Origin of the sequence: Aquidulcibacter sp., assembly GCF_020253525.1 — a bacterium.
Classification (GTDB): Bacteria; Pseudomonadota; Alphaproteobacteria; order Caulobacterales; family Aquidulcibacteraceae; genus Aquidulcibacter.
Window position 1 is genome coordinate 36,074 of the sequence record NZ_JADCBK010000099.1, and the last position, 23,233, is coordinate 59,306.

The 23,233-nt window shown below is 57.0% G+C and carries 25 protein-coding genes and 1 other RNA gene; 15 read left to right on the forward strand and 11 right to left on the reverse strand.

What is annotated here, in order from left to right; translation table 11 throughout:
* Positions 1-5: 5 nt before the first annotated feature.
* Both flaF and flbT read right to left on the reverse strand, forming a co-directional pair.
* Positions 6-401: a flagellar biosynthesis regulator FlaF gene (flaF, locus tag IOB61_RS11800; RefSeq protein ID WP_290816844.1), complete on the reverse strand. Its 396-nt coding sequence runs from the start codon at positions 399-401 to the stop codon at positions 6-8.
* Positions 349-801 (reverse strand): flagellar biosynthesis repressor FlbT, encoded by a 453-nt coding sequence (gene flbT / locus IOB61_RS11805; protein WP_085338564.1) that lies wholly within the window; start codon positions 799-801, stop codon positions 349-351. The genes flaF and flbT overlap by 53 nt, the downstream gene beginning before the upstream one ends.
* Positions 802-1,114: 313 nt before the next feature.
* Here flbT and IOB61_RS11810 point away from each other — a divergent pair, with 313 nt between their 5' ends.
* Complete coding sequence (locus tag IOB61_RS11810; protein ID WP_290816846.1) at positions 1,115-1,795, forward strand: TerC family protein; 681 nt, start codon at positions 1,115-1,117, stop codon at positions 1,793-1,795.
* 74 nt (positions 1,796-1,869) lie between these two features.
* On the opposite strand, the gene IOB61_RS11815 is transcribed toward IOB61_RS11810, so the two are convergent.
* Complete coding sequence (locus IOB61_RS11815; protein ID WP_290816849.1) at positions 1,870-2,538, reverse strand: hypothetical protein; 669 nt, start codon at positions 2,536-2,538, stop codon at positions 1,870-1,872.
* 450 nt (positions 2,539-2,988) lie between these two features.
* On the opposite strand from IOB61_RS11815, the gene IOB61_RS11820 reads away from it, so the two are divergent.
* The 6 genes from IOB61_RS11820 (at position 2,989) to atpD (ending at position 9,513) form a co-directional block, all read left to right on the forward strand.
* Positions 2,989-3,363: a type II toxin-antitoxin system RelE/ParE family toxin gene (locus IOB61_RS11820; protein ID WP_290816852.1), complete on the forward strand. Its 375-nt coding sequence runs from the start codon at positions 2,989-2,991 to the stop codon at positions 3,361-3,363.
* Positions 3,353-3,673 carry a DNA-binding transcriptional regulator gene (locus IOB61_RS11825; protein WP_290816853.1) on the forward strand — a complete coding sequence of 107 codons (321 nt, stop codon included), beginning with the start codon at positions 3,353-3,355 and terminating at the stop codon, positions 3,671-3,673. The genes IOB61_RS11820 and IOB61_RS11825 overlap by 11 nt, the downstream gene beginning before the upstream one ends.
* Before the next feature lie 1,337 nt (positions 3,674-5,010).
* Positions 5,011-5,571 (forward strand): F0F1 ATP synthase subunit delta, encoded by a 561-nt coding sequence (locus IOB61_RS11830; RefSeq protein WP_290816856.1) that lies wholly within the window; start codon positions 5,011-5,013, stop codon positions 5,569-5,571.
* A 3-nt stretch (positions 5,572-5,574) separates the two neighbouring features.
* Positions 5,575-7,116, forward strand: coding sequence for a F0F1 ATP synthase subunit alpha (gene atpA, locus IOB61_RS11835; RefSeq protein ID WP_290816859.1), 1,542 nt, complete (start codon positions 5,575-5,577; stop codon positions 7,114-7,116).
* A 24-nt stretch (positions 7,117-7,140) separates the two neighbouring features.
* On the forward strand, positions 7,141-8,022 hold the full coding sequence (locus tag IOB61_RS11840; RefSeq protein WP_290816862.1) for a F0F1 ATP synthase subunit gamma: 882 nt from the start codon (positions 7,141-7,143) through the stop codon (positions 8,020-8,022).
* Between the two features lie 45 nt (positions 8,023-8,067).
* Positions 8,068-9,513, forward strand: coding sequence for a F0F1 ATP synthase subunit beta (gene atpD / locus IOB61_RS11845; protein ID WP_085340264.1), 1,446 nt, complete (start codon positions 8,068-8,070; stop codon positions 9,511-9,513).
* A gap of 83 nt (positions 9,514-9,596) precedes the next feature.
* Here atpD and IOB61_RS11850 read toward each other — a convergent pair whose 3' ends face one another.
* Positions 9,597-10,388, reverse strand: coding sequence for a DUF4440 domain-containing protein (locus tag IOB61_RS11850; RefSeq protein WP_290816865.1), 792 nt, complete (start codon positions 10,386-10,388; stop codon positions 9,597-9,599).
* Between the two features lie 216 nt (positions 10,389-10,604).
* Between IOB61_RS11850 and IOB61_RS11855 the strand changes: the two genes are divergently transcribed.
* Positions 10,605-11,006 carry a F0F1 ATP synthase subunit epsilon gene (locus tag IOB61_RS11855; RefSeq protein ID WP_290816868.1) on the forward strand — a complete coding sequence of 134 codons (402 nt, stop codon included), beginning with the start codon at positions 10,605-10,607 and terminating at the stop codon, positions 11,004-11,006.
* A gap of 138 nt (positions 11,007-11,144) precedes the next feature.
* Positions 11,145-11,591 (forward strand): GNAT family N-acetyltransferase, encoded by a 447-nt coding sequence (locus IOB61_RS11860; RefSeq protein ID WP_290816871.1) that lies wholly within the window; start codon positions 11,145-11,147, stop codon positions 11,589-11,591.
* Positions 11,592-11,737: 146 nt separating this feature from the next.
* Here IOB61_RS11860 and hflC read toward each other — a convergent pair whose 3' ends face one another.
* Together hflC and hflK are read right to left on the reverse strand one after the other, a co-directional pair.
* Entirely contained in the window at positions 11,738-12,562 is an 825-nt protein-coding gene (hflC, locus tag IOB61_RS11865; protein ID WP_290816873.1) for a protease modulator HflC, read from the reverse strand.
* On the reverse strand, positions 12,559-13,755 hold the full coding sequence (gene hflK / locus IOB61_RS11870) for an FtsH protease activity modulator HflK (protein ID WP_290816876.1): 1,197 nt from the start codon (positions 13,753-13,755) through the stop codon (positions 12,559-12,561). Before hflK ends, hflC begins: the two co-directional genes overlap by 4 nt.
* 113 nt (positions 13,756-13,868) lie before the next feature.
* Between hflK and IOB61_RS11875 the strand changes: the two genes are divergently transcribed.
* Complete coding sequence (locus tag IOB61_RS11875) at positions 13,869-15,068, forward strand: Mrp/NBP35 family ATP-binding protein (protein WP_290816878.1); 1,200 nt, start codon at positions 13,869-13,871, stop codon at positions 15,066-15,068.
* On the opposite strand, the gene IOB61_RS11880 is transcribed toward IOB61_RS11875, so the two are convergent.
* Positions 15,065-15,955 (reverse strand): LysR family transcriptional regulator, encoded by an 891-nt coding sequence (locus tag IOB61_RS11880; RefSeq protein ID WP_290816881.1) that lies wholly within the window; start codon positions 15,953-15,955, stop codon positions 15,065-15,067. The two genes, IOB61_RS11875 and IOB61_RS11880, sit on opposite strands and share 4 nt — an antisense overlap.
* Positions 15,956-16,057: 102 nt before the next feature.
* Here IOB61_RS11880 and IOB61_RS11885 point away from each other — a divergent pair, with 102 nt between their 5' ends.
* From IOB61_RS11885 to ssrA, 3 genes are all read left to right on the forward strand, one after another.
* Positions 16,058-16,753, forward strand: a complete 696-nt coding sequence (locus IOB61_RS11885) for a YdhR family protein (RefSeq protein WP_290816884.1) — start codon at positions 16,058-16,060, stop codon at positions 16,751-16,753.
* Between the two features lies 1 nt (position 16,754).
* Positions 16,755-17,672: an alpha/beta hydrolase gene (locus tag IOB61_RS11890; RefSeq protein ID WP_290816887.1), complete on the forward strand. Its 918-nt coding sequence runs from the start codon at positions 16,755-16,757 to the stop codon at positions 17,670-17,672.
* A 5-nt stretch (positions 17,673-17,677) separates the two neighbouring features.
* Positions 17,678-18,034, forward strand: a transfer-messenger RNA (tmRNA) gene (gene ssrA, locus IOB61_RS11895).
* Between the two features lie 37 nt (positions 18,035-18,071).
* On the opposite strand, the gene IOB61_RS11900 is transcribed toward ssrA, so the two are convergent.
* Complete coding sequence (locus tag IOB61_RS11900) at positions 18,072-18,758, reverse strand: hypothetical protein (protein ID WP_290816889.1); 687 nt, start codon at positions 18,756-18,758, stop codon at positions 18,072-18,074.
* Positions 18,759-19,104: 346 nt separating this feature from the next.
* Between IOB61_RS11900 and IOB61_RS11905 the strand changes: the two genes are divergently transcribed.
* Positions 19,105-19,581 carry an SspB family protein gene (locus tag IOB61_RS11905; RefSeq protein ID WP_290816891.1) on the forward strand — a complete coding sequence of 159 codons (477 nt, stop codon included), beginning with the start codon at positions 19,105-19,107 and terminating at the stop codon, positions 19,579-19,581.
* A complete protein-coding gene (locus tag IOB61_RS11910) occupies positions 19,578-20,048 on the forward strand; it encodes a PaaI family thioesterase (RefSeq protein WP_290816893.1) in 471 nt (156 codons plus the stop codon). Before IOB61_RS11905 ends, IOB61_RS11910 begins: the two co-directional genes overlap by 4 nt.
* A 680-nt stretch (positions 20,049-20,728) precedes the next feature.
* On the opposite strand, the gene hisG is transcribed toward IOB61_RS11910, so the two are convergent.
* The 3 genes from hisG to IOB61_RS11925 form a co-directional block, all read right to left on the reverse strand.
* Positions 20,729-21,433: an ATP phosphoribosyltransferase gene (gene hisG / locus IOB61_RS11915; protein WP_290816896.1), complete on the reverse strand. Its 705-nt coding sequence runs from the start codon at positions 21,431-21,433 to the stop codon at positions 20,729-20,731.
* Position 21,434: 1 nt separating this feature from the next.
* Entirely contained in the window at positions 21,435-22,568 is a 1,134-nt protein-coding gene (locus IOB61_RS11920) for an ATP phosphoribosyltransferase regulatory subunit (protein ID WP_290816898.1), read from the reverse strand.
* A partial coding sequence (locus IOB61_RS11925) for an ATP phosphoribosyltransferase regulatory subunit (protein WP_290816900.1) occupies positions 22,565-23,233 on the reverse strand: 669 nt, incomplete at its 5' end. The genes IOB61_RS11925 and IOB61_RS11920, both read right to left, overlap by 4 nt.

Genomic DNA, 23,233 nt, shown 5'->3' on the forward strand with positions numbered 1-23,233 from the left:
GGGAATTAGGCTTGTTCAGCGCCCTGCAGGGTTGCTTCATTTTGCCGTTCAATCTGGCTGGCCAAGCCTTGCATAATGGTGCGGTTGATATCGATCAAAGGCTCAACATCTTCGCCCTTTTGCATCACTTCGCTGGAATAGCGGCTGACCCACAGGCTCAACGAAATAATGGACGCACGCAAATTCTCGGGCAAAGCATTGTCAGGGTTTGCGCAATCGGCCGCCATAAAGGACCAGACACGCCGGTTCCAATCCAGCGCGTCCATACGGCGGGCAATCTCGTGTCGCGGCAGATCTTGAATATCCATCAGCGCGCGGGTCACTTGCCCGAACAGCCGATACTCAATCTCACGCGGCGTTTCGACTCGTTGTTGCGCCTTCTGATACGCTCTGAGCGACATGCTCAATCCCCTCCATATTCAGCCGTTCGGCTTCATAATCCATGAGTTTCCGGCATCTGGACAATGCCTTGTAATATTCACCGGTCATGACTTCGCGAGACACATTCACGCATTCTTCCAGAACCGCGGGAACACGCACAACGCTCATGAACTCTGTCATGCGCAGCGCAAATTCATTGTATTGGTCCGGTGATTCTTGGCCCTGCAAATACATCAACATAATCGGCAGATAGATGCGACGGACAGGCGTGTTGGCCTCTTCCAATTGCATAATGTCTTTTTCGCGCAGGACCGATGCCTTGTTTTGCAGCAAAAGTGTGGTTCGACGATCTCCGTTTTGGACAACGGCACCATTCAGCACGATCTTCTCGTTCGGCTTCAGGGATAGTTTCAGCGGCATTTCAAGCTCCTGCGTGCCTAAGGCGCTGAGGGGATAACGTCGGCATGACGCAATCCTACAACGCAATTTCCTCAGGTAAGATAAACAAACGTGGTTAACGAATGCCTTCACGTGCTGCGGCATGGTGCGAGTCACGAATTTGTGAGCTAGAACCCTTGTCATCGCTTGACCGCCCTTGGCGTGGCGGGCAACCAAGACAGAAGAGCGCGGCTGTTGTGCGGCGTGGGGAGATCGAGACTTGGCAGATTGGTTTGCATGGATGGCGACAGCAGATGGTTGGGCGTCGCTGGCAACATTAACCTTGTTGGAGATCGTGCTTGGCATCGACAATGTGATCTTCATTTCGATTGCCGCCTCGAAACTGCCCAAGGAACAACAAGCCACCGCGCGTCGCATGGGCTTGGCGCTCGCCCTCATTCTCCGCATTATCCTCCTGTCCATGTTGGTTTGGTTAGCAGGGCTTACCAAGCCTTTGTTTGCCTTGATGGGCCATAGTTTCTCAGCCCGAGATTTGATCCTAATCGCTGGCGGCGGCTATCTCCTCTACAAAGCAACCCTCGAGATCGGCGAAATCGTGCGGTCCAAAGGCGTGGAAGAGCATGCCGGCCCCAAAAACAAGTCGTCCAAGCTCATGGTCGTGGTGGCACAAATTGCCGTGATTGATGTGATCTTTGCCATCGACTCCATTGTCACCGCGATTGGCATGTCCAACAATCTGGCCATTATGGTCACGGCGGTCGTCATCGCCATTGCGGTCATGATGTTTGCCAGCGAAGCCGTCTCGGCCTTTATCGACAAATATGAAACCACCAAAATGCTGGCGCTCGCTTTCCTCTTGATTGTCGGCATGGTTTTGGTCGCCGATGGCTTTGGTCAACATATTGATCGCACCTATCTTTATGCCGCCATCGCCTTTTCCGTTATGGTGGAGACCCTCAATATTGTGGTGAAACGCAAGAATGAACGCGAAGGCCAGGATGGCGAAGGGATTTAGGGGGCAAAAAGCTTGGGCGGTTGGGCGCGCGCAGCGGTTCGCGACCCCGCTTGATCGCCACAGCGGGGGCATGGTCATAAACAGGTGATCATGGGCTTTGGCCAACGGCGTGGCGGGGGCAAGGGTGGTGGCCGTGATCGGCTTTTCTGCAGGATTTGAAACGCCATGGCGTCAAACAGGCTGGTGGGTTCTGTGCCACAGCCGCGCATGACGCGGCGGTTTTGATCGGGCGCCATCAACAGGCCAGGATGGCGCCGCGCCAAGCTGAAAGCCAAGCGCCGCGCCTTTTTTACCGGATCCTGGATGATGGTTTGAAGATAATCCAGCTGCCGCCACCAACGGCCAATCGGTACATTTACGGGTGGCAAGGTGGCAGCGTGTGGGGACTGCTCTGACGGGCGGAGCGCGCCAAGCTTTTCCCTAAAGTCAAACGTGTGGGCCCCAATCGGGGGCGGAAAAATCCGCAGAAACGGTTTTCTGGCGCGCAACTTCCTCTCTTTCACGCGCGCCAGATTTTCGCACGGATCTTTGGCAATCAGATCCGGCTCCATATCCAGCGCCATTAAAATCAGAATACGCCGCAAGAAAGCCTCTAACGCCCGCACCCCTTTGACCAAACGCGCCGCCACCGCCTTACGCACAAACGCCGGCCTGCCCAATAATTCGCTTAGCCCAAGCACGCGGTCGCGGAGGTAGGCGGCTTGCGACAGCGCAAAAACAAAGGGGGTGAGAGAAAACGACATCACCGAATTTTGGTGGCCGTTTTTAAAGGGTGGGATAGATGGGGATTTGTGCGGCAGGGCAGGATGGATGTGGGCCGCGGTCTTGGCTTTGGTTCTTTCCACTTGGAAGGCCTTTGCCGCAGGCTATGCCTAGGCAAAGGCCGTGTTCGAGTTTGGGCGCGCAAGATGGGGTGTCAAGGGGCGCGCTTCGCGCGTCGGCGAAGCCGATTTCACCCCTTGACACCCCAACTTGCGCAAAGACGATTGTCCGGCGGCTTCAAGGCAAGCGGAGTGCAGCCTTGAAGCCGTTCCAAGCCATTTGGTTGAGGTTCAGCGTCGACAATCTTTAGGGTTGCTTGACCATGGTGCATTCCTGCAGGAAAGCCCCCTTCGGCGGATAGAGCATTTTTATCGAAAGCGATTGATCTATCATACATTGTGTGATAGATAGCCCCCACAGGATACTTAGCCATGCGCGTCTATATCAACGCATGGTTCGCAAAGTTTGCTCGGCAAGAGGGAATTGAAGACTTCCAGTTGGTTGAAGCTGTCGTGCGTGCAAATATCGGCCTCATAGACGCGGATTTAGGCGCTGGCGTGATCAAGCAGCGCGTCTCTCGACAAGGTGCAGGTAAGTCAGGCGGATTTCGGACCATTATCTTCTTTAAGGCGAGACATCGCGCCATTTTCGTGTTCGGCTTTGCCAAAAACGCAAAGAAGAACCTGACACAGGAAGAGCTCTTGGAAATGAAACGTGCTTCGCGAGAAATGCTTCACCTTTCGCAAGATCAAATCGACCAACTGGTGAGGCTTGAAAAACTGAAGGAGATCAGGTTTGGACACTAAAGTCTATCGGAGCGAGGCTTTGGCCTCAGTGCACGACCTGATGGAGGGCGTGTATGAGATTGGCGCCATCGATAAGGTGACGATGCGCAGCTTTGATGATGCCTGCCTTGTACCTGTGGCGGACATCACGCCGGAAGCCATTAAATCCATCCGGGAGCGGGAAGCAGTTTCTCAGCCCGTATTTGCTCGCTACCTCAATGTATCGCGCAATTTGGTTTCCGATTGGGAGCGCGGCGTAAAAAAGCCCGGCGGCCCGGCTTTGCGCCTGCTCTCCATCGTCAGTCGCAAAGGGCTTGCTGGGATTATTTGAGGGCGATATCATCCGACATTATTGCATGATTTAAAAGAATTGACCGTCGATGTGTGCCGTCAACCTTACCGTGCCAGACATGCGCGTCGCGCCGTAGGGTGCATTCCGACAGGAATGCACCGTTTGCGTTCGCGGTAAGATGGTGCATTCCATACATGGAATGCACCCTACGGGGCTGGGTAAAAATGGACCCTAGTGACTACGCGATGCCAACTAAACGGAGCATAATTTGGAAGGGCCATGCGCCTTTATGTATGATCGGTTTCGCAATCCTGCTAACCGGTTGTCAGAGAGTGAATAACGACTTCATTTTACGCTCGCCTTCAGGTGAAGTTGTTTCGGCTCAACTTCAGCTTTGTCGAAAAAATCAGTCATTGATTCAGAGTGGGGCCAGCTTCAAAGGACAAATGGCTATCAGCTGCGAAGGTTCTGGCAAAATCATAGCTCGACTAAAGGACGGCTCAGTTACAAGCTGTCATATTGGATATGTTACGCCCGGAATGGAGCAAAAGTTCGAGTTTGTCATCAAAGACGGGGCTTGTGGATCGGCGATGAAATTTTAAAGCAATGCGCGTCGCGCCGTAGGGTGCATTCCGCAAGGAATGCACCGTTTGCGTTCGCGGCAATCTTGGATTTTGTTTCCACTTGGAAGGCCTTTGCCGCAGGCTATGCCTAGGCAAAGGCCGTGTTCGAGTTTGGGCGCGCAAGATGGGGTGTCAAGGGGCGCGCTTCGCGCGTCGACGAAGTCGATTTCACCCCTTGACACCCCAGCTTGCGCAAAGACAATTGTTCGGCGGCTTCAAGGCAAGCGGAGTGCGGCTTGAAGCCGTTCCAAGTCAAAAAGCCTTCAAGTCTGCCTTAACCCCTGTGCATGCCCGCCGGAACCCACCCTACAGGGCTGCTATGATTCGTCATCTTAAGCGCTGCTGGACCCCGCTCACGTCAGTTTGATCAGGCGACGGACATGGATTGGAACGGGCGGGCTTTCTGGCTTTGAAGCGCGCGTGACCTGCCGTTTCGGTCGCAAAGTGACGCCATAGGGTTGATTGTTGGCCTAGTTTCGGCTGGCAAGCCGTCCATCGCCCCAAGTTTTGCAACCAAAGACGCACAGAAGAGGCCGATCTTGTGCGCGGAATAGCCATGAGAACGGTAACTTCCTGCACTGCGTGTGCGGCCCTCATGTTGCGGTCGCGAGAGGCCCATGCTAGAGGCCCCGTCACGCGAGACGAGGTTCTTGTTTCCCAACTGAGAACGATCTGTTTTTGCTTTCATTAATCGAACGGGCACCGTCTGCCGCAGTCAAAGCGCGGGGCCTGTCATGCACGTGAGTAGACCCTTTGAGTGGATCAAATCGCAGCGCCATCAGTGAAGCAGCCCAGCGCTATGGCGCGGCGCTGTTCGACCTGGCGACTGAATCCAAGAAGGTTGCTGCTGTGGAGCAAGACGCGAAGGCGCTCTTGGCCGCTTGGCAGAACAGCGCGGACCTGCGCGCTGCCTTGACCAGCCCGTTGTTCCCGGTGGAGCAAAAGGCCGCAGCTCTTGGTGCCATCGCCAAAAAGATGAAGGCAAACGCCATCACGCAAAACTTTCTCGGCCTTGTGGCCCAAAACCGTCGTTCGGCGGATCTGGGCGGCATGCTGGCGGCATTCTTGGGCCTAGCAGCCCAAGCACGTGGCGCTGTTCTGGCCGAAGTCTCGACTGCAGAGCCCTTGAGTGATGACCAACTCAAGAGCCTGACTGAAGCACTCGGCCGGGCCTTTAAGGCACCGGTTGATGTAGAAACCACGCTAAAGCCTGAACTTCTTGGCGGCCTCGTCGTCAAGGTTGGTTCCAGGCTGTTCGACGATTCTGTCAAATCTAAACTCGACGCACTCAAAATTGCGATGAAGGGGGCCTGAGGCATGGACATCCGCGCCGCAGAAATTTCCGCGATCCTGAAGGATCAAATCAAAAACTTCGGCGCTGAGGCAGCTGTTGCTGACGTCGGCACCGTGTTGTCCGTTGGTGACGGTATCGCCCGGGTCTATGGCCTCGACAGCGTCCAAGCGGGCGAAATGGTTGAGTTCCCAGGCGGCATCAAAGGCATGGCCTTGAACCTTGAGCGCGACAATGTCGGCGTCGTGATCTTCGGCGAAGACCGCGCGATCAAGGAAGGCGACACCGTAAAGCGCCTTGGCGAAATCGTGTCGGTTCCGGTCGGCAAAGGTCTGCTCGGTCGCGTGCTGAACCCCTTGGGTGAGCCCATCGACGGCAAAGGCCCATTGGTAGACATCGAAGCCGAGCGCAAGCAGGTGGACGTGAAGGCCCCCGGCATTATCCCCCGTAAGTCGGTGCATGAGCCGATGCAGACCGGGATTAAGTCGATCGACGCGCTGATCCCAATCGGCCGCGGCCAACGCGAATTGATCATTGGCGACCGTCAAACCGGTAAAACCGCCATCGCCATCGACGCGATCTTGTATCAGCGCGAAGCCCATGACAACAACGCACTAGAAAGCCAAAAGCTTTATTGCGTCTATGTCGTGATCGGCCAAAAGCGTTCGACCGTTGCCCAATTGGTGAAAACCCTCGAAGAATCGGGCGCGTTGAAGTATTCGATCATCGTGGCCGCAACCGCTTCTGAGCCTGCACCACTGCAATTCTTGGCACCGTTTTCGGCTTGCGCCATGGGCGAATATTTCCGCGACAACGGCATGCATGCTTTGATGATCTATGACGATTTGTCCAAGCAAGCTGTGGCTTATCGCCAAATGTCTTTGTTGCTGCGTCGTCCACCAGGTCGCGAAGCCTATCCAGGGGACGTATTCTATCTGCACTCGCGCTTGCTGGAGCGCGCTGCAAAGCTGAACGAAGACAATGGTTCGGGTTCCTTGACGGCACTGCCCATCATCGAAACCCAAGCTAACGACGTGTCGGCCTATATTCCAACCAACGTGATCTCGATCACCGACGGTCAGATCTTCTTGGAAACCGACTTGTTCTATCAAGGCGTGCGTCCAGCGGTGAACGTCGGTCTGTCGGTGTCGCGCGTGGGCTCGTCGGCTCAAGTCAAGGCGATGAAGCAAGTGGCCGGTCCGATTAAGGGTGAATTGGCCCAGTACCGCGAAATGGCCGCCTTTGCGAAGTTCGGTTCGGACTTGGATGCCTCGACCCAGCGCTTGCTGGCCCGCGGTGCCCGCTTGACCGAAATGCTGAAGCAAGACCAGTTCTCGCCCGTGGCCGTCGAAGATCAGGTTGTTCTGATCTATGCAGGTACCAAAGGCTATTTGGACAATGTCGCCGTCAGCGACATCAAGCGCTATGAAGCCGAATTGAAGGCAGCGTTGCGCGGCAAGTATAAGGACCTGTCTGACGCGATCAAAACCAAGCTGGACATCAAGGCCGACAACATCGAAGCGCGCATCAAAGAAGCGCTTGATGATTTCGCCAAGACGTTTGCTTAAGAGCGGGGCTGAAGGAAGCAATCCATGGCCAGCTTAAAGGACTTTCGCACGCGCATCGCTTCGGTGAAGTCGACGCAGAAGATCACCAAAGCCATGCAGATGGTGGCGGCGGCAAAGCTGAAGCGTGCGCAAGAGGCCGCCGAAGCAGCGCGCCCCTATAGTGAAAAAGTCGCCGGGACCGTGGCCAATCTGGCAAGTTCGGTGCAGGGCTCTGACGCAGCGCCGAAGCTGTTGCGGGGTTCTGGCAATGATCAGGTCCATCTGGTGGTGGTTGCTACCTCAGAGCGCGGCCTGTGCGGCGGGTTCAACACCAATATCGTCAAAAAGGCACGTGACCTGATCGTCGGCCTGCAAGCACAAGGCAAGACCGTCAAAATCTTGACCGTGGGCAAGAAGGGTCGCGACCAATTAAAGCGCATTTATGCGTCTTTGTCAGTTGGCCATATTGAATTTGCCGGCGTTCGCACCCTGGGTTCGGCCCAGAGCGCACAAGTCAGCCATAAACTGGTTGAAATGTTCGACGCGGGTGAGTTTGACGTCGCGCATTTGGTGTTTTCGCGCTTTAAATCGGTCATCAGCCAAGTGGCGACTGTCCAGCAATTGATCCCAGTTGTGGCGCCCGAAGGGGTTGCCACCTCGGACACGGGCGGTGGCGTCTATAGCTATGAACCGGGCGAAGAAGCGATTTTGGAAGCTTTGCTGCCACGCTATCTCGACAGCCAGATTTTGGGCGCTTTGCTGGAAAATGCGGCTGGTTTCTATGGGGCCCAAATGGGTGCCATGGATAACGCAACCCGCAACGCAGGCGACCTGATCAAGAAACTGACCTTGCAAATGAACCGTAAGCGTCAGGCCATGATTACCACCGAATTGACAGAAATTATCGCGGGTGCGCAGGCGGTTTAAGCCACGCACAGATCGCGCAGCAAGAGACTACGAAGGGCAAATCAGATGAGCATCCATGTTAAAGGCAAGATCGCCCAAGTAATTGGCGCCGTTGTCGACGTTGAGTTTGATGGCGAATTGCCAAGCATCCTCAACGCCTTGGAAACCGACAACAATGGCAAGCGCCTTGTGTTGGAAGTCGCCCAGCATTTGGGTGAAAAGACCGTCCGCACCATCGCGATGGACGCAACCGAAGGCTTGGTTCGTGGCCAAGAAGTCACCGACACCGGCAACCCCATCATGGTGCCCGTTGGTCCTGCAACCCTCGGCCGCATCATCAACGTGATTGGTGAGCCCATCGACGAAGCTGGCCCAATCGTGTCGGCTCAAGGCAAGCGCTCGATCCACCAAGCAGCGCCCGCTTTCGTCGACCAAAAGCCTGCACCAGAAGTTCTGGCCACCGGCATCAAGGTTGTGGACTTGCTCTGCCCTTACGCCAAGGGTGGTAAGATTGGTCTGTTCGGCGGTGCCGGCGTGGGCAAAACCGTTTTGATCCAAGAGCTGATCAACAATATCGCAAAGGCCTATGGCGGTTATTCGGTGTTGGCCGGTGTGGGTGAGCGTACCCGCGAAGGCAACGACCTTTATTACGAAATGATCGAATCCAAAGTGAACGTCGATCCAAAGGAGAACAATGGTTCGTCCGAAGGTTCGCGTTGTACGCTGGTTTATGGTCAGATGAACGAGCCCCCAGGTGCCCGTGCCCGTGTGGCTTTGACCGGCCTCGCCCAGTGCGAATATTTCCGCGACGAAGAAGGCAAAGACGTGTTGTTCTTCGTGGACAACATCTTCCGCTTCACCCAAGCTGGTTCGGAAGTGTCGGCACTTCTGGGCCGTATTCCTTCGGCCGTGGGCTATCAGCCAACCTTGGCAACCGACATGGGTGGCTTGCAAGAGCGCATCACCTCGACGGTTAAGGGCTCCATCACCTCGGTTCAGGCCATCTACGTTCCTGCCGACGACTTGACCGACCCTGCGCCAGCCGCCTCGTTCGCCCACTTGGACGCAACGACGGTGTTGAACCGCTCGATCGCTGAAAAAGGTATCTATCCTGCTGTGGACCCACTGGACTCCACCTCGCGGATCTTGGAACCACGCATCGTGGGTGAAGACCACTATCAAACCGCTCGTAAGGTTCAAGAAATCCTGCAGCAATACAAAGCCCTGCAAGACATCATCGCGATCTTGGGCATGGACGAATTGTCCGAAGACGACAAATTGGTCGTGTCGCGCGCCCGTAAGGTCGAGCGCTTCTTGTCGCAGCCCTTCCACGTGGCAGAAGTGTTCACCGGTTCGCCCGGTAAGCTCGTGTCGTTGGAAGACACCATCCGTGGCTTCAAAGGCCTCGTGAACGGTGACTATGACCACCTGCCAGAGCAAGCCTTCTACATGGTCGGCAATATCGATGAAGCGATTGCCAAGGCCCAAAAGATGGCCGCTGAAGCCGCCTAAGCGCTTCTGACGTCAAACAAAATAAGGCCCCGTAGCGCTGCTACGGGGCCTTTTAGTTTTAGGACTTTGGAGGTTGTCCTAAATCAGGAGCCGACGGGCCCAACTTGGCTCATCATGGCTTTCCAATTGCCTTCGCGGTCTTGCTTCCAGATGTCCTGGAAGGACAGAGACGTCACCTTGCCGTCCTTGGCAGTCTCGGTCCAAACGCCCTGTGCGAAGGCATAGCCGCCATCAACCTTCACGGTGACATCGCTGATTTTGACAGAGGCTGGGCGCTTTTTCGGGTCAGCCGTATTGGCCAAGATATCGGCCTTCGTCTCCGGCTTGGCTTTGCCATAGCTCATATAGCTGTCATCCAGGAGCGCCCCCAAGCCAGCGGCATCGCCTGCGGCGGCTTTATCGGCCCACACTTGCTCAAACTTTTTGATTTCTGCGGTGATGGTTGCAGTTTCATCAATTGCGGGCATGTAGCAGAACGTCTGCTGGGCTGTGACCGTGGAATTGGCGTCATATTGGGCGACAAACGCTTTCCAAGCGGGGTCATTCGGGTCGCCGCGTCCACCACCGGGGGGATTCACATGGGCGGTGGAAGCCCGCTTATCCGAGAAGGACCACGTGCCTGTCGCGGCATCGCGCACCATGGCGCGACCAACCAATTGCACATTCCCCTTGATTCCCTTGTCGCGATAGAATTTCTGGTTCGCCACGGCTGCCGCATTGAAGCCTTCAATGGTGCCAGTCGGCTTGATCTCATTAAAGCGCACCGTAACAACCTGGCCCTTTGCGCATAAGGCATCTGCTGTCGGCGCGGTTTGCGCCATAGCGGCACCTGAAGCCGCTAACGCACCCAGTCCAATCATGATTTCTTTGAGCATCTCTTGTTCCCTCTCCTGCATCAGGTGCGCTCGGTGTCGACCATGCGTGCGACGCGCCCCAATAACGCTTGGGTAACAGAAAAATGTGATCGACTGCACGGAACATTTTTGATCACGCGGAGGTGATACACCGACTGTTGCAGTGCTTTGCATGCTGGGCGCTCAAATGCTAAACGCTGCGCAACAAATTCCTTCCCGCAATCAGCGAGCATATCCATGGCCACCACCGGCAAACTTCACTTCTCTTTGGTCTCCCCTGAGCGCGCCCTGTATTCGGGTGAAGTCGATCAAGTTGTGGTGCCCGGCGTGGATGGACAGTTTGGCGTGTTGAGCCAGCATGCCCCGTTCATGACGGTGATCCAGCAAGGTGCCATTCGCATTCTTGATGGGGCGAGTGAGCGTAAGATTTTCGTCGGCGGTGGCTTTGCCGACGTCACGCCGCAAGGCCTGACCATTTTGGCAGAAGATGCCGTGGACTTGGCGCAATTGGATGCAGCTGGCCTTGAAAAGGACCTGCAGAATGCGCGCGAAGACGTGCGCGACGCCAAGGATGCCGACGTAAAGGCAGCAGCAGAGCGTAAGCTCGCCCGCCTCGAAGCCATCCGCGCCGCGGCTTAAGTAGATCGTCGGCGGCATTCCACAAGGAATGCACCGTTTGCGTTCGCGGTAAGATGGTGCATTCCATAGATGGAATGCACCCTACAGGGCAAAGCGCATTCTACATTTTACGAAAAGCGGGTGCGAAGTGGCCAAGAAATGGTTGAAGTTCGAATTTTGACGTCCCGAGATATTGCGCTCTTCGATAAGGTCGCAGACGAGGTATTCGACAACCCTATCAACCCAGAACTTGCCTCGGCATTCTTAGCCGATCCGCGGCATCATATTGCCGTGGCGATCGACGACGGAGTTGTGGTCGGCTTTGCATCGGGCGTCGACTATATTCATCCCGATAAGCCCGCAGAGCTTTGGATCAATGAGGTCGGGGTTGCGCCAACCCACCTAGGGCGTGGAATTGGCAAGCGGATAATTGCCTGTCTTCTTGAGCATGGCGTATCGATTGGCTGTCGAACCGCGTGGGTTGTCACAGAGGCCGGAAATGCCCCAGCTAGAGCACTTTATGCTTCGGCGGGCGGCAAACTTGACGTTGAATTAGAGGATCCCGACGGCCAGCTTTTGCTTTACCTATTTTCGCAAGATGCTTGAGCAATGCGCTTTAAGCCGTAGGGTGCATTCCGCAAGGAATGCACCGTTTGCGTTGGCGGTAAGATGGTGCATTCCGACAGGAATGCACCGTTTGCGGTCGCGGTAAGATGGTGCATTCCATTGCTGGAATGCACCCTACCTAGCTATTACTGGCCGCCTTCGCCACCGCGGCTCTTGAAGAAGCGGAAGAAGTCGCTGTCTGGCGTGGTCACAATTGTGGTGCCAGCTGGCAAAGCCTTCTCATAAGCCTGCATGGAGCGATAGAAGGCCGCAAAGCCTGGGTCTTGATTATAGCTGTCGGCAATAATCTTTGCCCGTTCCCGGTCTGCACCACCGCGAATCTCTTGAGCTTGACGATCACCGGCAGCCCGCACACTGGCGGCGGCCTGCTGACGTTCTGACCGCATGCGTTCAAACACACGCTCTTGGTTCGCGGGCGGCAAGTCTGCTGCGCGAATCTTCACGTCCACGACCTGAATACCCAAAGCAGCGGCTTCCCGGTTCATCTCAGCCCGAATGGAGTTCATCAAGGCCGAACGGCGGCCCGAAATAATGTCGGTCGATTGGGCCGAACCCAAAACGCGCCGCAGAGACGCTTCCAGCAAGCTGGTCAAGCGATCCCGGGCACGGCCTTCGGTGCGCACAGCCTGATAGAAGCGCAGCGGATCAACGATGCGCCAGCGCGCAAAACTATCCACTTCCAGACGCTCTTGGTCGGCAGTCACAACTTCGCTTTTGCCCGAGGGTGCCAGATCGAGGATACGACGATCATAAATCTCCCGCTGTTGAACAAAGGGGATCATGACCTTCAAGCCTGGGCTTGTTCCATCGACATTGAAGAAATTCTTGGGCTGACCAAATTGCAAGGTAATGGCTTGTTGCGTCTCGCTAACGGTGAACAAGGACGCATTGGCCAAGACAAAGGCGCCAAAGGCTAAACCACCCAGAATTGGAAGGGTACGCGCGTTCATCGGACAACTCCCTGTGGATTTGCATTTTGCGCAGCTGGCGCAGCAGGAGCAGCAGCCGTGCCGGCCGCACCCCGCAAGAGTTCAGGTGGCAGGACCACCATGGGGCTGGCCCCGGCGCGGCCGGAGTCGAGCAAGACTTTGTTGGCCCGCTCATAAACCCGCTCCATGGTTTCAAGATAGAGCCGCTGACGCGTCACATCTGGGGCGAGCTTATATTCCTGATACAATTGGTTGAAGCGTGCCGCCTCACCTTGCGCTTGGGGAACCACCGCATTTCGGTAGGCGCGGGCTTGGTTGATCTTGGTTTCCGCTTCTTGGCTGGCTGCAGCCACTTCCCGGAACGCGTCATTCACGGCCGCCGGGGGTTCAGCCTTGGTCAAATTGACCTGCGTGATGCGGATGCCCGCCTTATATTCGTTCAAGGTACGCTGAATCAGGTCGCGCGTCTGGGCTTCCACTTGCGCACGGCCGGTTGAGAGCACTTGCTCGCGCTGCGACTTACCAGCAACTTCGCGCATGGCAGATTCGGCAACTGCGCGGACGGTCTCCTCCGCACTGCCCCGGCCTTCAGGCCCATGGGCGACTTGGAACAAATAATCGCGCGAGTTTTCAACGCGCCACCAAACTTGGAAGCCAACATCGACGATGTTTTCGTCCGCCGTCAGCATCAAGCCGTCATTGGCCCCGGCTTCTGAGCCACCGCCAACGGTCAAAGAGCGCGCATTTTGTACATCGACGATCTGACGCGTCTCAATCGGTGCTGGCAAATGGAACTGCAGGCCCTGCTCGACGGTGTAAACATATTTGCCAAAGCGCTGGATCACGGCCTCTTCACCCGCATCCACCACATAGACGCCGGTTGCAGCCCAGCCCAATACGGCAACAAGGGCAATGGCACCAATGGTGCGCTTATCAAACTGGATGGGCTCACCGCCGCCACCGCCGCCGCCTTTTAGGCCGCCGCCGCCACCGCCGCCGCCCAGAACGCTTTTCAAGCGATCTTCGACGCGCTTGGCCAATTCATCCAGATTGCCACTTTCGCCGGATGAGCCCGGACGACGTGGGGGCTGGTTAGGACCGCTGCCCCAAGGATTTTTTGGGCCAGAGCCACCGCCCTGCTGATTACCATTCGATCCACCACTGGGACCCCACGGGCCACCACCGCCGCCAGACGAGTTATCATTCCAAGGCATATAGACGTGTTTCCATTCCAAAGCCGCTAAACCTAGGCAAAGGCACATGCCAAAGACTTGCAAGCGGGCGTTACAGTCCCTTATGTGCGTGCTCAGCTAAAGGGATCAAGAAGGTGTTTGGAATCAAACGATCACTCAAACGCGAGGATGTGTTAAAAATTCTCGACACCATCCGCGCTTCAGACGGCTTAAGCATTGTTTATAAAGGGCTTATTGAGGATGTCCGCGTCTCGGATGGGGGGGACGTGCTCGCAACAATTTCAGTGCCAAAAGGTGAAGAAAGTGCAGCTAGTCAGTGGCAACAGGCTGCAAGTGCGGCCATCCAGGGTCTGCCCGGCGCTGGAAAGGTCACTGTGGTGTTAACCGCCCATGTCGGGCCTGCGCAAAACCCACCCGAAACAGAGGCCCCAGCTGCAGGCCAACAACGCGTTCGCAAGGGCGCACGCCTAACCGACGCGGCGCTTGCCCAAGGCAGTGCGCAAGCCCCACCGGTCAAAGCGGGCATTGTGGGCATCACCTCCATTCTGGCTGTCGCATCCGCAAAAGGCGGGGTCGGAAAGTCTACCGTGGCGGTTAATTTGGCCGCAGCCCTGTCAGCGCTTGGCTTGCGGGTCGGCCTCCTCGATGTCGATATTTACGGCCCCTCCATTCCAACCATGTTGGGAACAGTCGACGCCGAACCCGAGGTGGGGGAGGACAAGAGGCTGTTGCCCGTCTTGGCCTATGGCCTCAAAACCATGTCGATTGGCTATTTGGTAGATGGGGATTCGCCCATGATCTGGCGTGGCCCCATCGTTACCAGTGCGATCCGGCAATTGCTGGAAGATGTGACCTGGGGCACAGCCGATGAGCCGTTAGACGTTTTGGTGATGGATACCCCGCCGGGCACGGGCGATGCGCAATTGGCGCTGGCCCAACGCGTGCCCTTGAATGGGGCTGTCATCGTTTCCACGCCACAAGAAGTGGCTTTAGCCGATGTGCGGCGCGGTGCCGGCATGTTTGCCAAAACCCATGTGCCTGTTTTGGGCGTGATTGAGAATATGGCGTGGCTGACCCAGCAAGATGGCAGCCGCCTTTATGTCTTTGGCGAAGGCGGTGCCAAGCGGACGGCAGAAACCCTAAGCCTACCGTTCCTAGGCGAAATCCCCTTAGAAGTAGGTATCCGCCAAAGTGGCGACGGCGGTGTGCCTTATGTCGTAGCGGCCCCCGGCAGTGAAACGGCCAATGCCTTTTTGTCTATGGCCGCCCACATTTATGACGGCTTGCTGCACCAAGAGATCAAGCCACCCCCTGTCATCCGCTTTGAGGCCTAAGACGCTGCAATCTCGTGCTTGAAGCAGGCGACAATCCAGTCGCGGACCAATTGCAAGCGGGCATTGGCCTTGGTGTCGCGGTGGAAGACCAGCCAGGGTTGCCGCTCTGGCATCGGGCGGTGGGCCACTTCAATCAGCCCCGCCTTGCGCGCGGCATGGACGGGCAAGGGCGCAATGCCCACACTCTCGACTGCCGCATTGAGGAGGGCGCGCACACTGGAGGAGGAAAAGCGAATGCTTGCCTCCAAGCCCTGCCCCTTCAGCCAGACATTTTCCGCAATCTCGCCATAGTGGCGGTCCAACCAGATCAGATGCTCATCAGACAAGACCAAGCGGTCTGGGTCGCGGCCCTGAAGATAGCTTTGCGAGGCAAACAGGCCCAGCCGGATCATGGGTAAGCGGCGCGCCATCAGCGTCTCTGCCACCGGGCGCACCATGCGGATCGCCATATCCGTGCGCCCTGCATTCAGATTAGCGATGTCGTTTGAGACTTCGAGGTCAATCGAGATGGAGGGGTCCAACGCCCGCAACCCTGCCAAGCGCGGGGCCAGAACATCGGCAATAACAGACTCGGTCGCCGAAATACGCACGGCGGGCAGATTGGGCCCTTCCTGCAGCGCGCGGGCACGCCGCGCAATCTGGCTCAATTGGCGGGCACCGGGCTCTGCCACCTGCAAAATCGCCTGCCCCGCCTCTGTGAGGCGCGCGCCGCGTGGTCCACGGTGCATGAGACGTAGGCCAAGCTGCACCTCCAACTGATCGATACGCCGACTAAGCGTCGGGATCGATAGTGCCAAGTCTTCGGCGGCCTCCGACAGCGAACCACGGCGCGCAACGGCCACAAAACACCGGATCGCCTCCCAGTCTATCGCCTGCTCACTTATCATTTTTGAAAATCCATTTTTCAAGTTTAGGCCTAGCTAGACCGATCGGTCAAGGTCTATCTGAGGCCAACGGGCGCTAGCCGCCGCGTTGAAAGGAAGCTCAAGATGAAACTGATCGTCTCTTTATTGGCCCTCGGCAGCTTATTTGGCATGGCCCCCCAAAAGGCGCTTGCAGAAGAAGCCAAAGGCAAGGTCGCTGTCTATGTCTCCATTCCCCGCCCCGCAGGGGTCACCGATGCGCGACTAAACGCCGAATTCACCCGCGCGATTCCAATTTATGCCCAAGTGCCGGGCCTTGAGCGCAAATATTTCACCTATACGCAAACAGGCTTTGGCGGCCTTTATCTGTTTGAGACGGAAGCTGCCGCAAAGGCCCATTTCAACGCGGCTTGGTTGGAACGGGTCCAAAAGACCTATGGCGTGAAAGCAAGCCCCGTCTATTTCTCCGTCCCCGCCGTCACCGCTGGGGCGTCTCAAGCAGCCCCATCTGAAGCCAATGTCGCGACCATCGTGGAAGTCAAAGCGCCTTGGTATGCCAGCGATGCGCGGATCAAAAAGGGCTTGAAGGACGCGGTCCCAACCTATGCCGCAACACCGCATCTGATCTACAAATACTTCACCCAAGGGGCTGAGCGTAGTTTTGGCGGCATTTATTTGTGGGAAAATCAGGCCAGTGCAGAGGCCCATTTCGGCCCGGCTTGGCACGCCCGCGTGACCAAAAAATATGGCCATGACGGGGTTGTTACCTTTTTGAAGGCCCCCGTCACCCTGATCCAACCTGCCAAAGCAAAGAAGCACTAGCATGAAGGTGTTGCGCGAACTTGGAACCAAGCTCGATACCTGGGGTGGCCGTCGCAAGATGGCCACTTTTCGCTCTGGTTGGGCGGCCCACACCTCGCCTGAGATCGGCTTTTATAGAACCCCGCTCACCCAATATCGCTATCGGGTCCGGGGGAGTGGGCCGACGCTCGTCTTCTCAGCCGACCCGCCGATGACATTGGAGAATTACGACGCGCTGCTAGACGCGTTCAGCCCGCATTTTCGCGTCGTGATTTTCGAACTACCGGCCATGGGGTTCAGCGCGGTTGATCCATCCTATCGGTTTGATTTTTATCAGACCAATGACGATGTCGCCCGCTTTTTGAAGGATGTGGCCGGTGAAGGCGCTATCCTGGCCTTTTCCTGCGTGGCCAGCCTGTGCGCGATTGATTTGGCGTGCCGACGACCGGAACTGGTCTCCCGCCTCGCCTTGTTACAAGCGGGTGATGTGGCCGCGTTTGCGGTATGGAAAGCCGGGCGTGACCCGAAAGGTATCTTGGCCCGCCCTTTCCTCGGCCAAATGGTGATGAAACAACTGGCCCCCAAGCGCATGCCCGAGTGGTATCGCCTGTCGGTCGGCCGCAAGGAGATGTTGGACCAGCTTGTCGCCTGCGCGTGTCGCTCGTTTGATCATGGGGCCATGTGGTCGCTGGCCAGCGCCTATCAGCTCTATATGGACCCAAGCATTCGGCTGGATCAACCAAAGCAGCCCCTCTTGGCCTTTTGGGGCGGGGCTGATCGCAGCCATCCCAAAGAAAATGCCGAAGGACCGCGCCGCTTGGCCGACCGCGTTGATTACATCCTCTATCCAGACCTTGGCCATACGCCAGAATTGGAAGATCCAGAGCGCGTGTGTCGGGACCTTCTGGCTTGGCTTAAACGCGGCGAGAAGGTGGATTGAACCTCACCCTTCCCATTGCCAGAAAGAGGGCCTATAGTAGTGGGGTCCGGTTCGCCGGACTATGGTGATAAACGTGCGTGAAATAAGCAGGCCGGACCGGGGTGCGATTCCCCGCGGCTCCACCAAACTCTCAGCGTGTATCGACGCGAGTGTGGGGCCGATCAGGATCGACGGATGTGTAAAGACGTTACTTTTACCCGCGTGGGCTTCGTCAACCGCCCATTTTCACAAATGCAAACGATAACTTTGCACAGGAAGTCCGTTTGGCTGCGTAATGCGGTCTGATTGACATCCGACTAAGTCCTAAGGCTTCGGCCGAAGGCGGGGCACGGAGGGGGGCCCGGCAACAGCAACCCCCTCCACTTTCAAACAGGACACGAGGATAAGCTAAGTTTCGCGTCAGGCCGCTTGGCGTGTCAGCTCGCTCTGGCAGGCCTGTAGGGCTTCTAGCAAATCCGTGCGGCGCTGATCGGCGGCCCGGATCCTTGGCTTCCAAATCCCTTCAAGCTCTTGCAGCATCGCCCCACTTACGGGGTCTAGGGCATGTAAACGCATGTGCACCACGTCAAACGTGAGCCCCGCGATTTCGCGCTGTTTCTCAAGATAGGCGCGTTGCAACCCAAATTGGGTTTGATAGGCCTTGATGAAGGCATCCAAGCGCGGGTCTGCCACCAAGGGCTCAAAATGTTGAATCTGCGCAGGCGGCCAGGACAGATCATAGGTCTGTTTTGGGTCCTCTAAGAAGGCCGTTTTTCCCGCTTCCCACCCTGTTAAGCTATGGGGGGTGATGTCTAGCCATTGGCCGTCAGCCTGTTCCCAGACGGCATGGTGCCAGGCCAGCAAGGTCAGGGCCTTGATCTCGATAACCAACCAGCCGAATCGAATCCGCCCGCCAGATTGGGCGAGACAATCGCGCACATTCCAATAGCAGCGGCCAGGCCGCGCCCACACAAGGGGCTGTCGGGGCACCATATGCAATTTGACCGCCGAAAGCCTTCTTTTGAGTGCCGTCAGTCCAGCCGAATTGGGACCGGCATCACCTTGGATCAACATAGAGCCCGCAATCTCCAAATCCGCTCTGCTCATGAAAATTACGCACGCTCAATGAAGCAGACTTACCCGAAACAGTAACCAAAGGGTAAATTTAATATAATATTACCCATGGTGACCAAAAAGCTCTCCTTTTCAAATATTATAGGCCATTGAATTTCATCGATAATTTCAAAGATTTTTTAAACCGGCCCACTCACATGTCAAAAGATCTTTTGGGCCACCAAAATCCACCGCATCGGACACGGGCGGCCGAGCACTCGCCCCATGGGTGCTAGGGTTCGCTTGGACACCGAAGTCGATTGCGCGCGGGCGAAAGCGGGATTAAGAAGACTCGCATAATCATAACGCCAAAAGTGGCAAACTGCAGGAGACGGGCCAGATGTCGGAAGACCTCATCGGCTATGCGAAACTAACTCAAGACGCCCTTCGCGGCGTCGTGCGCGACGCGATCAAAGTCGCGCTGACAGGCCTGCCTGCGGACCACCATTTCTACATCAGCTTCCGCACCCGGGCGCGCGGTGTGCAAGTTGCCCAATATTTGGCGGCGAAATATCCCGACGAAATGACCATTGTGATCCAGCACCAATATGAAGGTCTGGAAGTGCGCGACGATTTCTTCGCCATCACCTTGCACTTTGGTGGCGTGCCGCAACGCATTGTGATTCCGTTTGCAGCCATCACCCGCTTCTATGACCCATCGGTGCGCTTTGCCTTGCCGTTTGACGTGGTCGACGATCTCTCGCCCGACGCGGATATGGACGACGACGTATTAGAAACCGAAGTCGAAGATACCGTCGTCAAAGCGCCCAGCACGGGCGCTGTTGTCAGCCTCGATGCATTCCGGCGTAAGAAGTGAGCGAAGAGGCCCGCCCAGCCCGCAGCGATGCGGAAGTTCTGGCAAAATTTACCCAAGCCAAATCCCGTCCCGCCTGCTCTGACACATTGGGCTTAGAAGTCCTGTCGATTGATCAGGCTTTAGGCCGCGTGCGGATCAAGATGGTCGGCCAGGCGGCATGGTGCAATCCACGCGGCGCGCTGCAAGGTGGCTTTGTCACGGCCATGCTGGATGAAGCCATGGCGATTGCGGGCATTGTTGCGGGGCAAATGGCCTTTGCCGTCCCGACCTTAGAACTTAAAACCACCTTCCTGCGCCCCTGCCCGGCTGGCCCTGTGGAAGCCGAAGGCCGCGTGGTTAAATGGGGCAATAAGGCCGCCTTTTTAGAGGCCGACTTGTTTGACGCCGACGGCAAACTCGTCGCGCGCGCCACATCCACCGTCCTGCCCACACCCTTGCCCGCAAGACATCCGAGGGCGGACGGTTAAGCGGACGCGTAGGGTGCATTCCTTTGGAATGCACCATGGTCAAGCCAAACATGAAGGCTTTTTTCACTTAGAACGGCTCTAAGCCTCGCTTCGCTCGCATTAGAGCCGCCCGACAATTGTCTTTGCGCAAGCTGGGGGGTCAAGGGGCGCAGCTCCCCTCTCCCTTTGGGGTCGACCTAAAGGTCGACGGGTCGGGGGTGAGGGCCTAGAGAACACATAGTTTGCATCTGGATTTCGGACGCCTCGATTGTAAGGATTGCAGCGCTCTTGCGCAGCCGCCCCCTCACCCCCGCCCCTCTCCCCCTCAGGGAGCGAGGGGAGCGCGAGCGCAGTAGCGCGATGCATGCGTTACAATGCAATGCACTTAGCACCGTAGCACCATAGTCAAGCCAAACTTAAAAGTTCTTTTTACTTGGAACGGTTCAAGGCCGCACTCCGCTTGCCTTGAAGCCGCCCGACAATTCTTCTTGCGCAAGCTGGGGGGTCAAGGGGTGAAATCGACTTCGTCGACGCGCGAAGCGCGCCCCTTGACGCCCCATCTTGCGCGCTCAAACTCGAACACGGCCTTTGCCAAGGCAGAGCCTGCGGCAAAGGCTGTCTAGGTAAAAAATAATGTAAAAACAGATATGTATCTGCGGTGCATTCCGACAGGAATGCACCATGGTCAAGGCAAAGGCTGCTTACAACCGATCCAAGCCCAACCGCTTGAACAGCTGTGCGGCGGTGGTGTTGGTTGCCTCGGTCCAATCGGCAAGCTTGGACCGCATCAGGCAGGATTCGCTTTTCAAAATCACGCCGTCATCTAGGATTTTCAGGGCATTGGCGGTCAATGTCGCCCCTGATGTTGTGATGTCGACAATGGCTTCGGCAATGCCTGCTGCGGGGGCACCTTCTGTTGCGCCGGCGCTGTCGACGATGCGGTGATCGGCGACATGATGGTCGCGCATGAATTGTGCGGTCAGGCGGGTGAATTTCGTGGCGATGCGGAACCGCCGCCCAGTTTGGCGACGCATATCGGTGGCCACTTCGGCGAGGTCTGCCATGGTCTCAACATCGATCCAGCCATTAGGCACGGCAACCACCACATCGGCGCGGCCAAAGCCAAGACGGGCTTCGATGCTGAGGCGCGCATCGACATCACTTGCGGCCTCGCGCACAATGTCCTCCCCGGTGATGCCGAGGTGAATATCCCCGGCGAGCAAGGCTTTGCCGATCTCGCTGGCCGAAGCCAAGCGGATTTGGATATCGTCAAACCCGTCCAGCGTCGCACTATAGCCGCGTTCGCCGCCCGTTTGGCGCAGGACGAGGCCCTTTTTGGCAAGCCAAGCTTCGCATTGTTCTTTCAAGCGGCCTTTGGAGGGAAGGGCTAGGATGAGGCTTGCCATCTTATCGCCCTCCAAAGCGTGCGGGGCGGATCACGCAGCCAACGGCCCGTGCCTGACGTGTGCCAGAGGAAATCTCGCCCACCAAGGTGTCATAGCGCCCACCCGTTGCCACAGGCCGTGCAAAGCTGGGGTCTGCGGCAAAGTCAAAGGCCATGCCATCATAATAATCAAAGGCTTCCGGGCTTAAGGCCTCAAAATGGGCATGGGCCAAGGCCCCAGGTGCTTCTTGTTGAATCCGGTCTAGCCGCAAGGTCCAGGCTTGGCGCCAGTCCATGAGATCGACGCCGAGCTTGCCCGCCAGCGTGACACATTCATCCAAACTGGCAGCAAGCGAGCCTTGGCTATTGAGCTGAATGAGCTTGGTTAGGGTCTCAGCCAAGTCTGGCGCAAGCGGTTTGGCGATGGCGCGCTTGGCCCGAGCGGCTAAGCGGTCTGCGACATGGCTTAATTGCCGATTGCCGGGCAGCGACAGATTGGCGAGTGTTAGAACTTCGGCGACCGTGCTGCGGGCGCGTTCGGGGTCGAGTTCGGCAATCGTGCGTTCAAGCGCACTAATCTGACGGCTTGGTGCGGTGCCGCTGGCTTGGGCCAGCACGCGCTTCAGCGCACTTTTATGGCTGGCCACTTCCCCTAAAGCACTGCCCCAAGGATCGGGGAGATCAGCTTTCGCAATGATCGTGGGCAAGAGGCCCCCGTCACACAGACGGACAAAAAGATTGTGCTCGTCAGCCGCTTGGCAGGCCTCCCAGGCCGCGAGGAAGACGGTCACATCGGCTTCAATCCGGTCTGCATCCCCAAAGCGTTCGAGGCCGATTTGCACGAATTCAGGGGCGCGGTCTTCGCCTGCCTTGGGGGCACGAAACACTTTGCCCTCACACACCCACGCCACAGGTTCGTCATCGACGGTGGCATTTTGGACATAGTTCAGCGCCGCAGGAATGGTCAAATCGGCGCGCAAGCATAATTCCGCCCCGTCTGGTCCGGACGCAAAATAAAGGCGCGGGCGCACGTCTTCGCCAGCCAATTCCAGCACCAAAGCCGCAGGCAACAGGGTTGGCAACGCCACTTCTTGCCCGCCCCGGGCCTTTAAGGCAGCCCAAGCGGCCTGCATTTTAGGACCCGTCTCTTGGTTCATGGCTTCAGCATGTCCTGCACAGCTTGGACCAATTGGGCGCGGGGGACTTCGACTTGGGCGGGACGCTCGCGCCGCCAGGCCTCGTTTGACTCAATCGATTGGGCCAATTGCGCACCCAGATTGAGGTCCTTTAAGGTCACTTTGCCGGCTTCACGCTCTTGGCTGCCTTCCATCACCACGACAGGGGCTTTGCGGCGGTCGGCATATTTCATCTGCGCCTTCATGCCAGAACTGCCGAGATAGACTTCGGCCGCAATGCCTGCCGCGCGTAGCTCGCCCGCCATTTGCATATAGCCCGCCATCGCGTCGCTATCGAGGGCGAGGATGACAACCGGGCCTTGGGCCGCTTCTGGTGGACGACCCGAGGCCGACAAGGCCGCAACCAAGCGCGACACGCCGAGTGAAAAGCCGGTTGCAGGCGCCCGTTCACCCCGGAAACGCATCACCAAATCATCATAGCGCCCGCCAGACCCGATCGAGCCAAAGCGAACCTTATTGCCCTTCTCATCCAAGGTCTCGGTCAGAAGTTCGGCTTCAAACACAGGGCCGGTATAATATTCAAGGCCACGCACAATCGCCGGATCAAAGAAAGCGCGGTCTTCGAGAATATCGAGCGCGCGCAAGGTGGCATCAATCGCCCCAAGCTCTGCCACACCTTCTGCCCC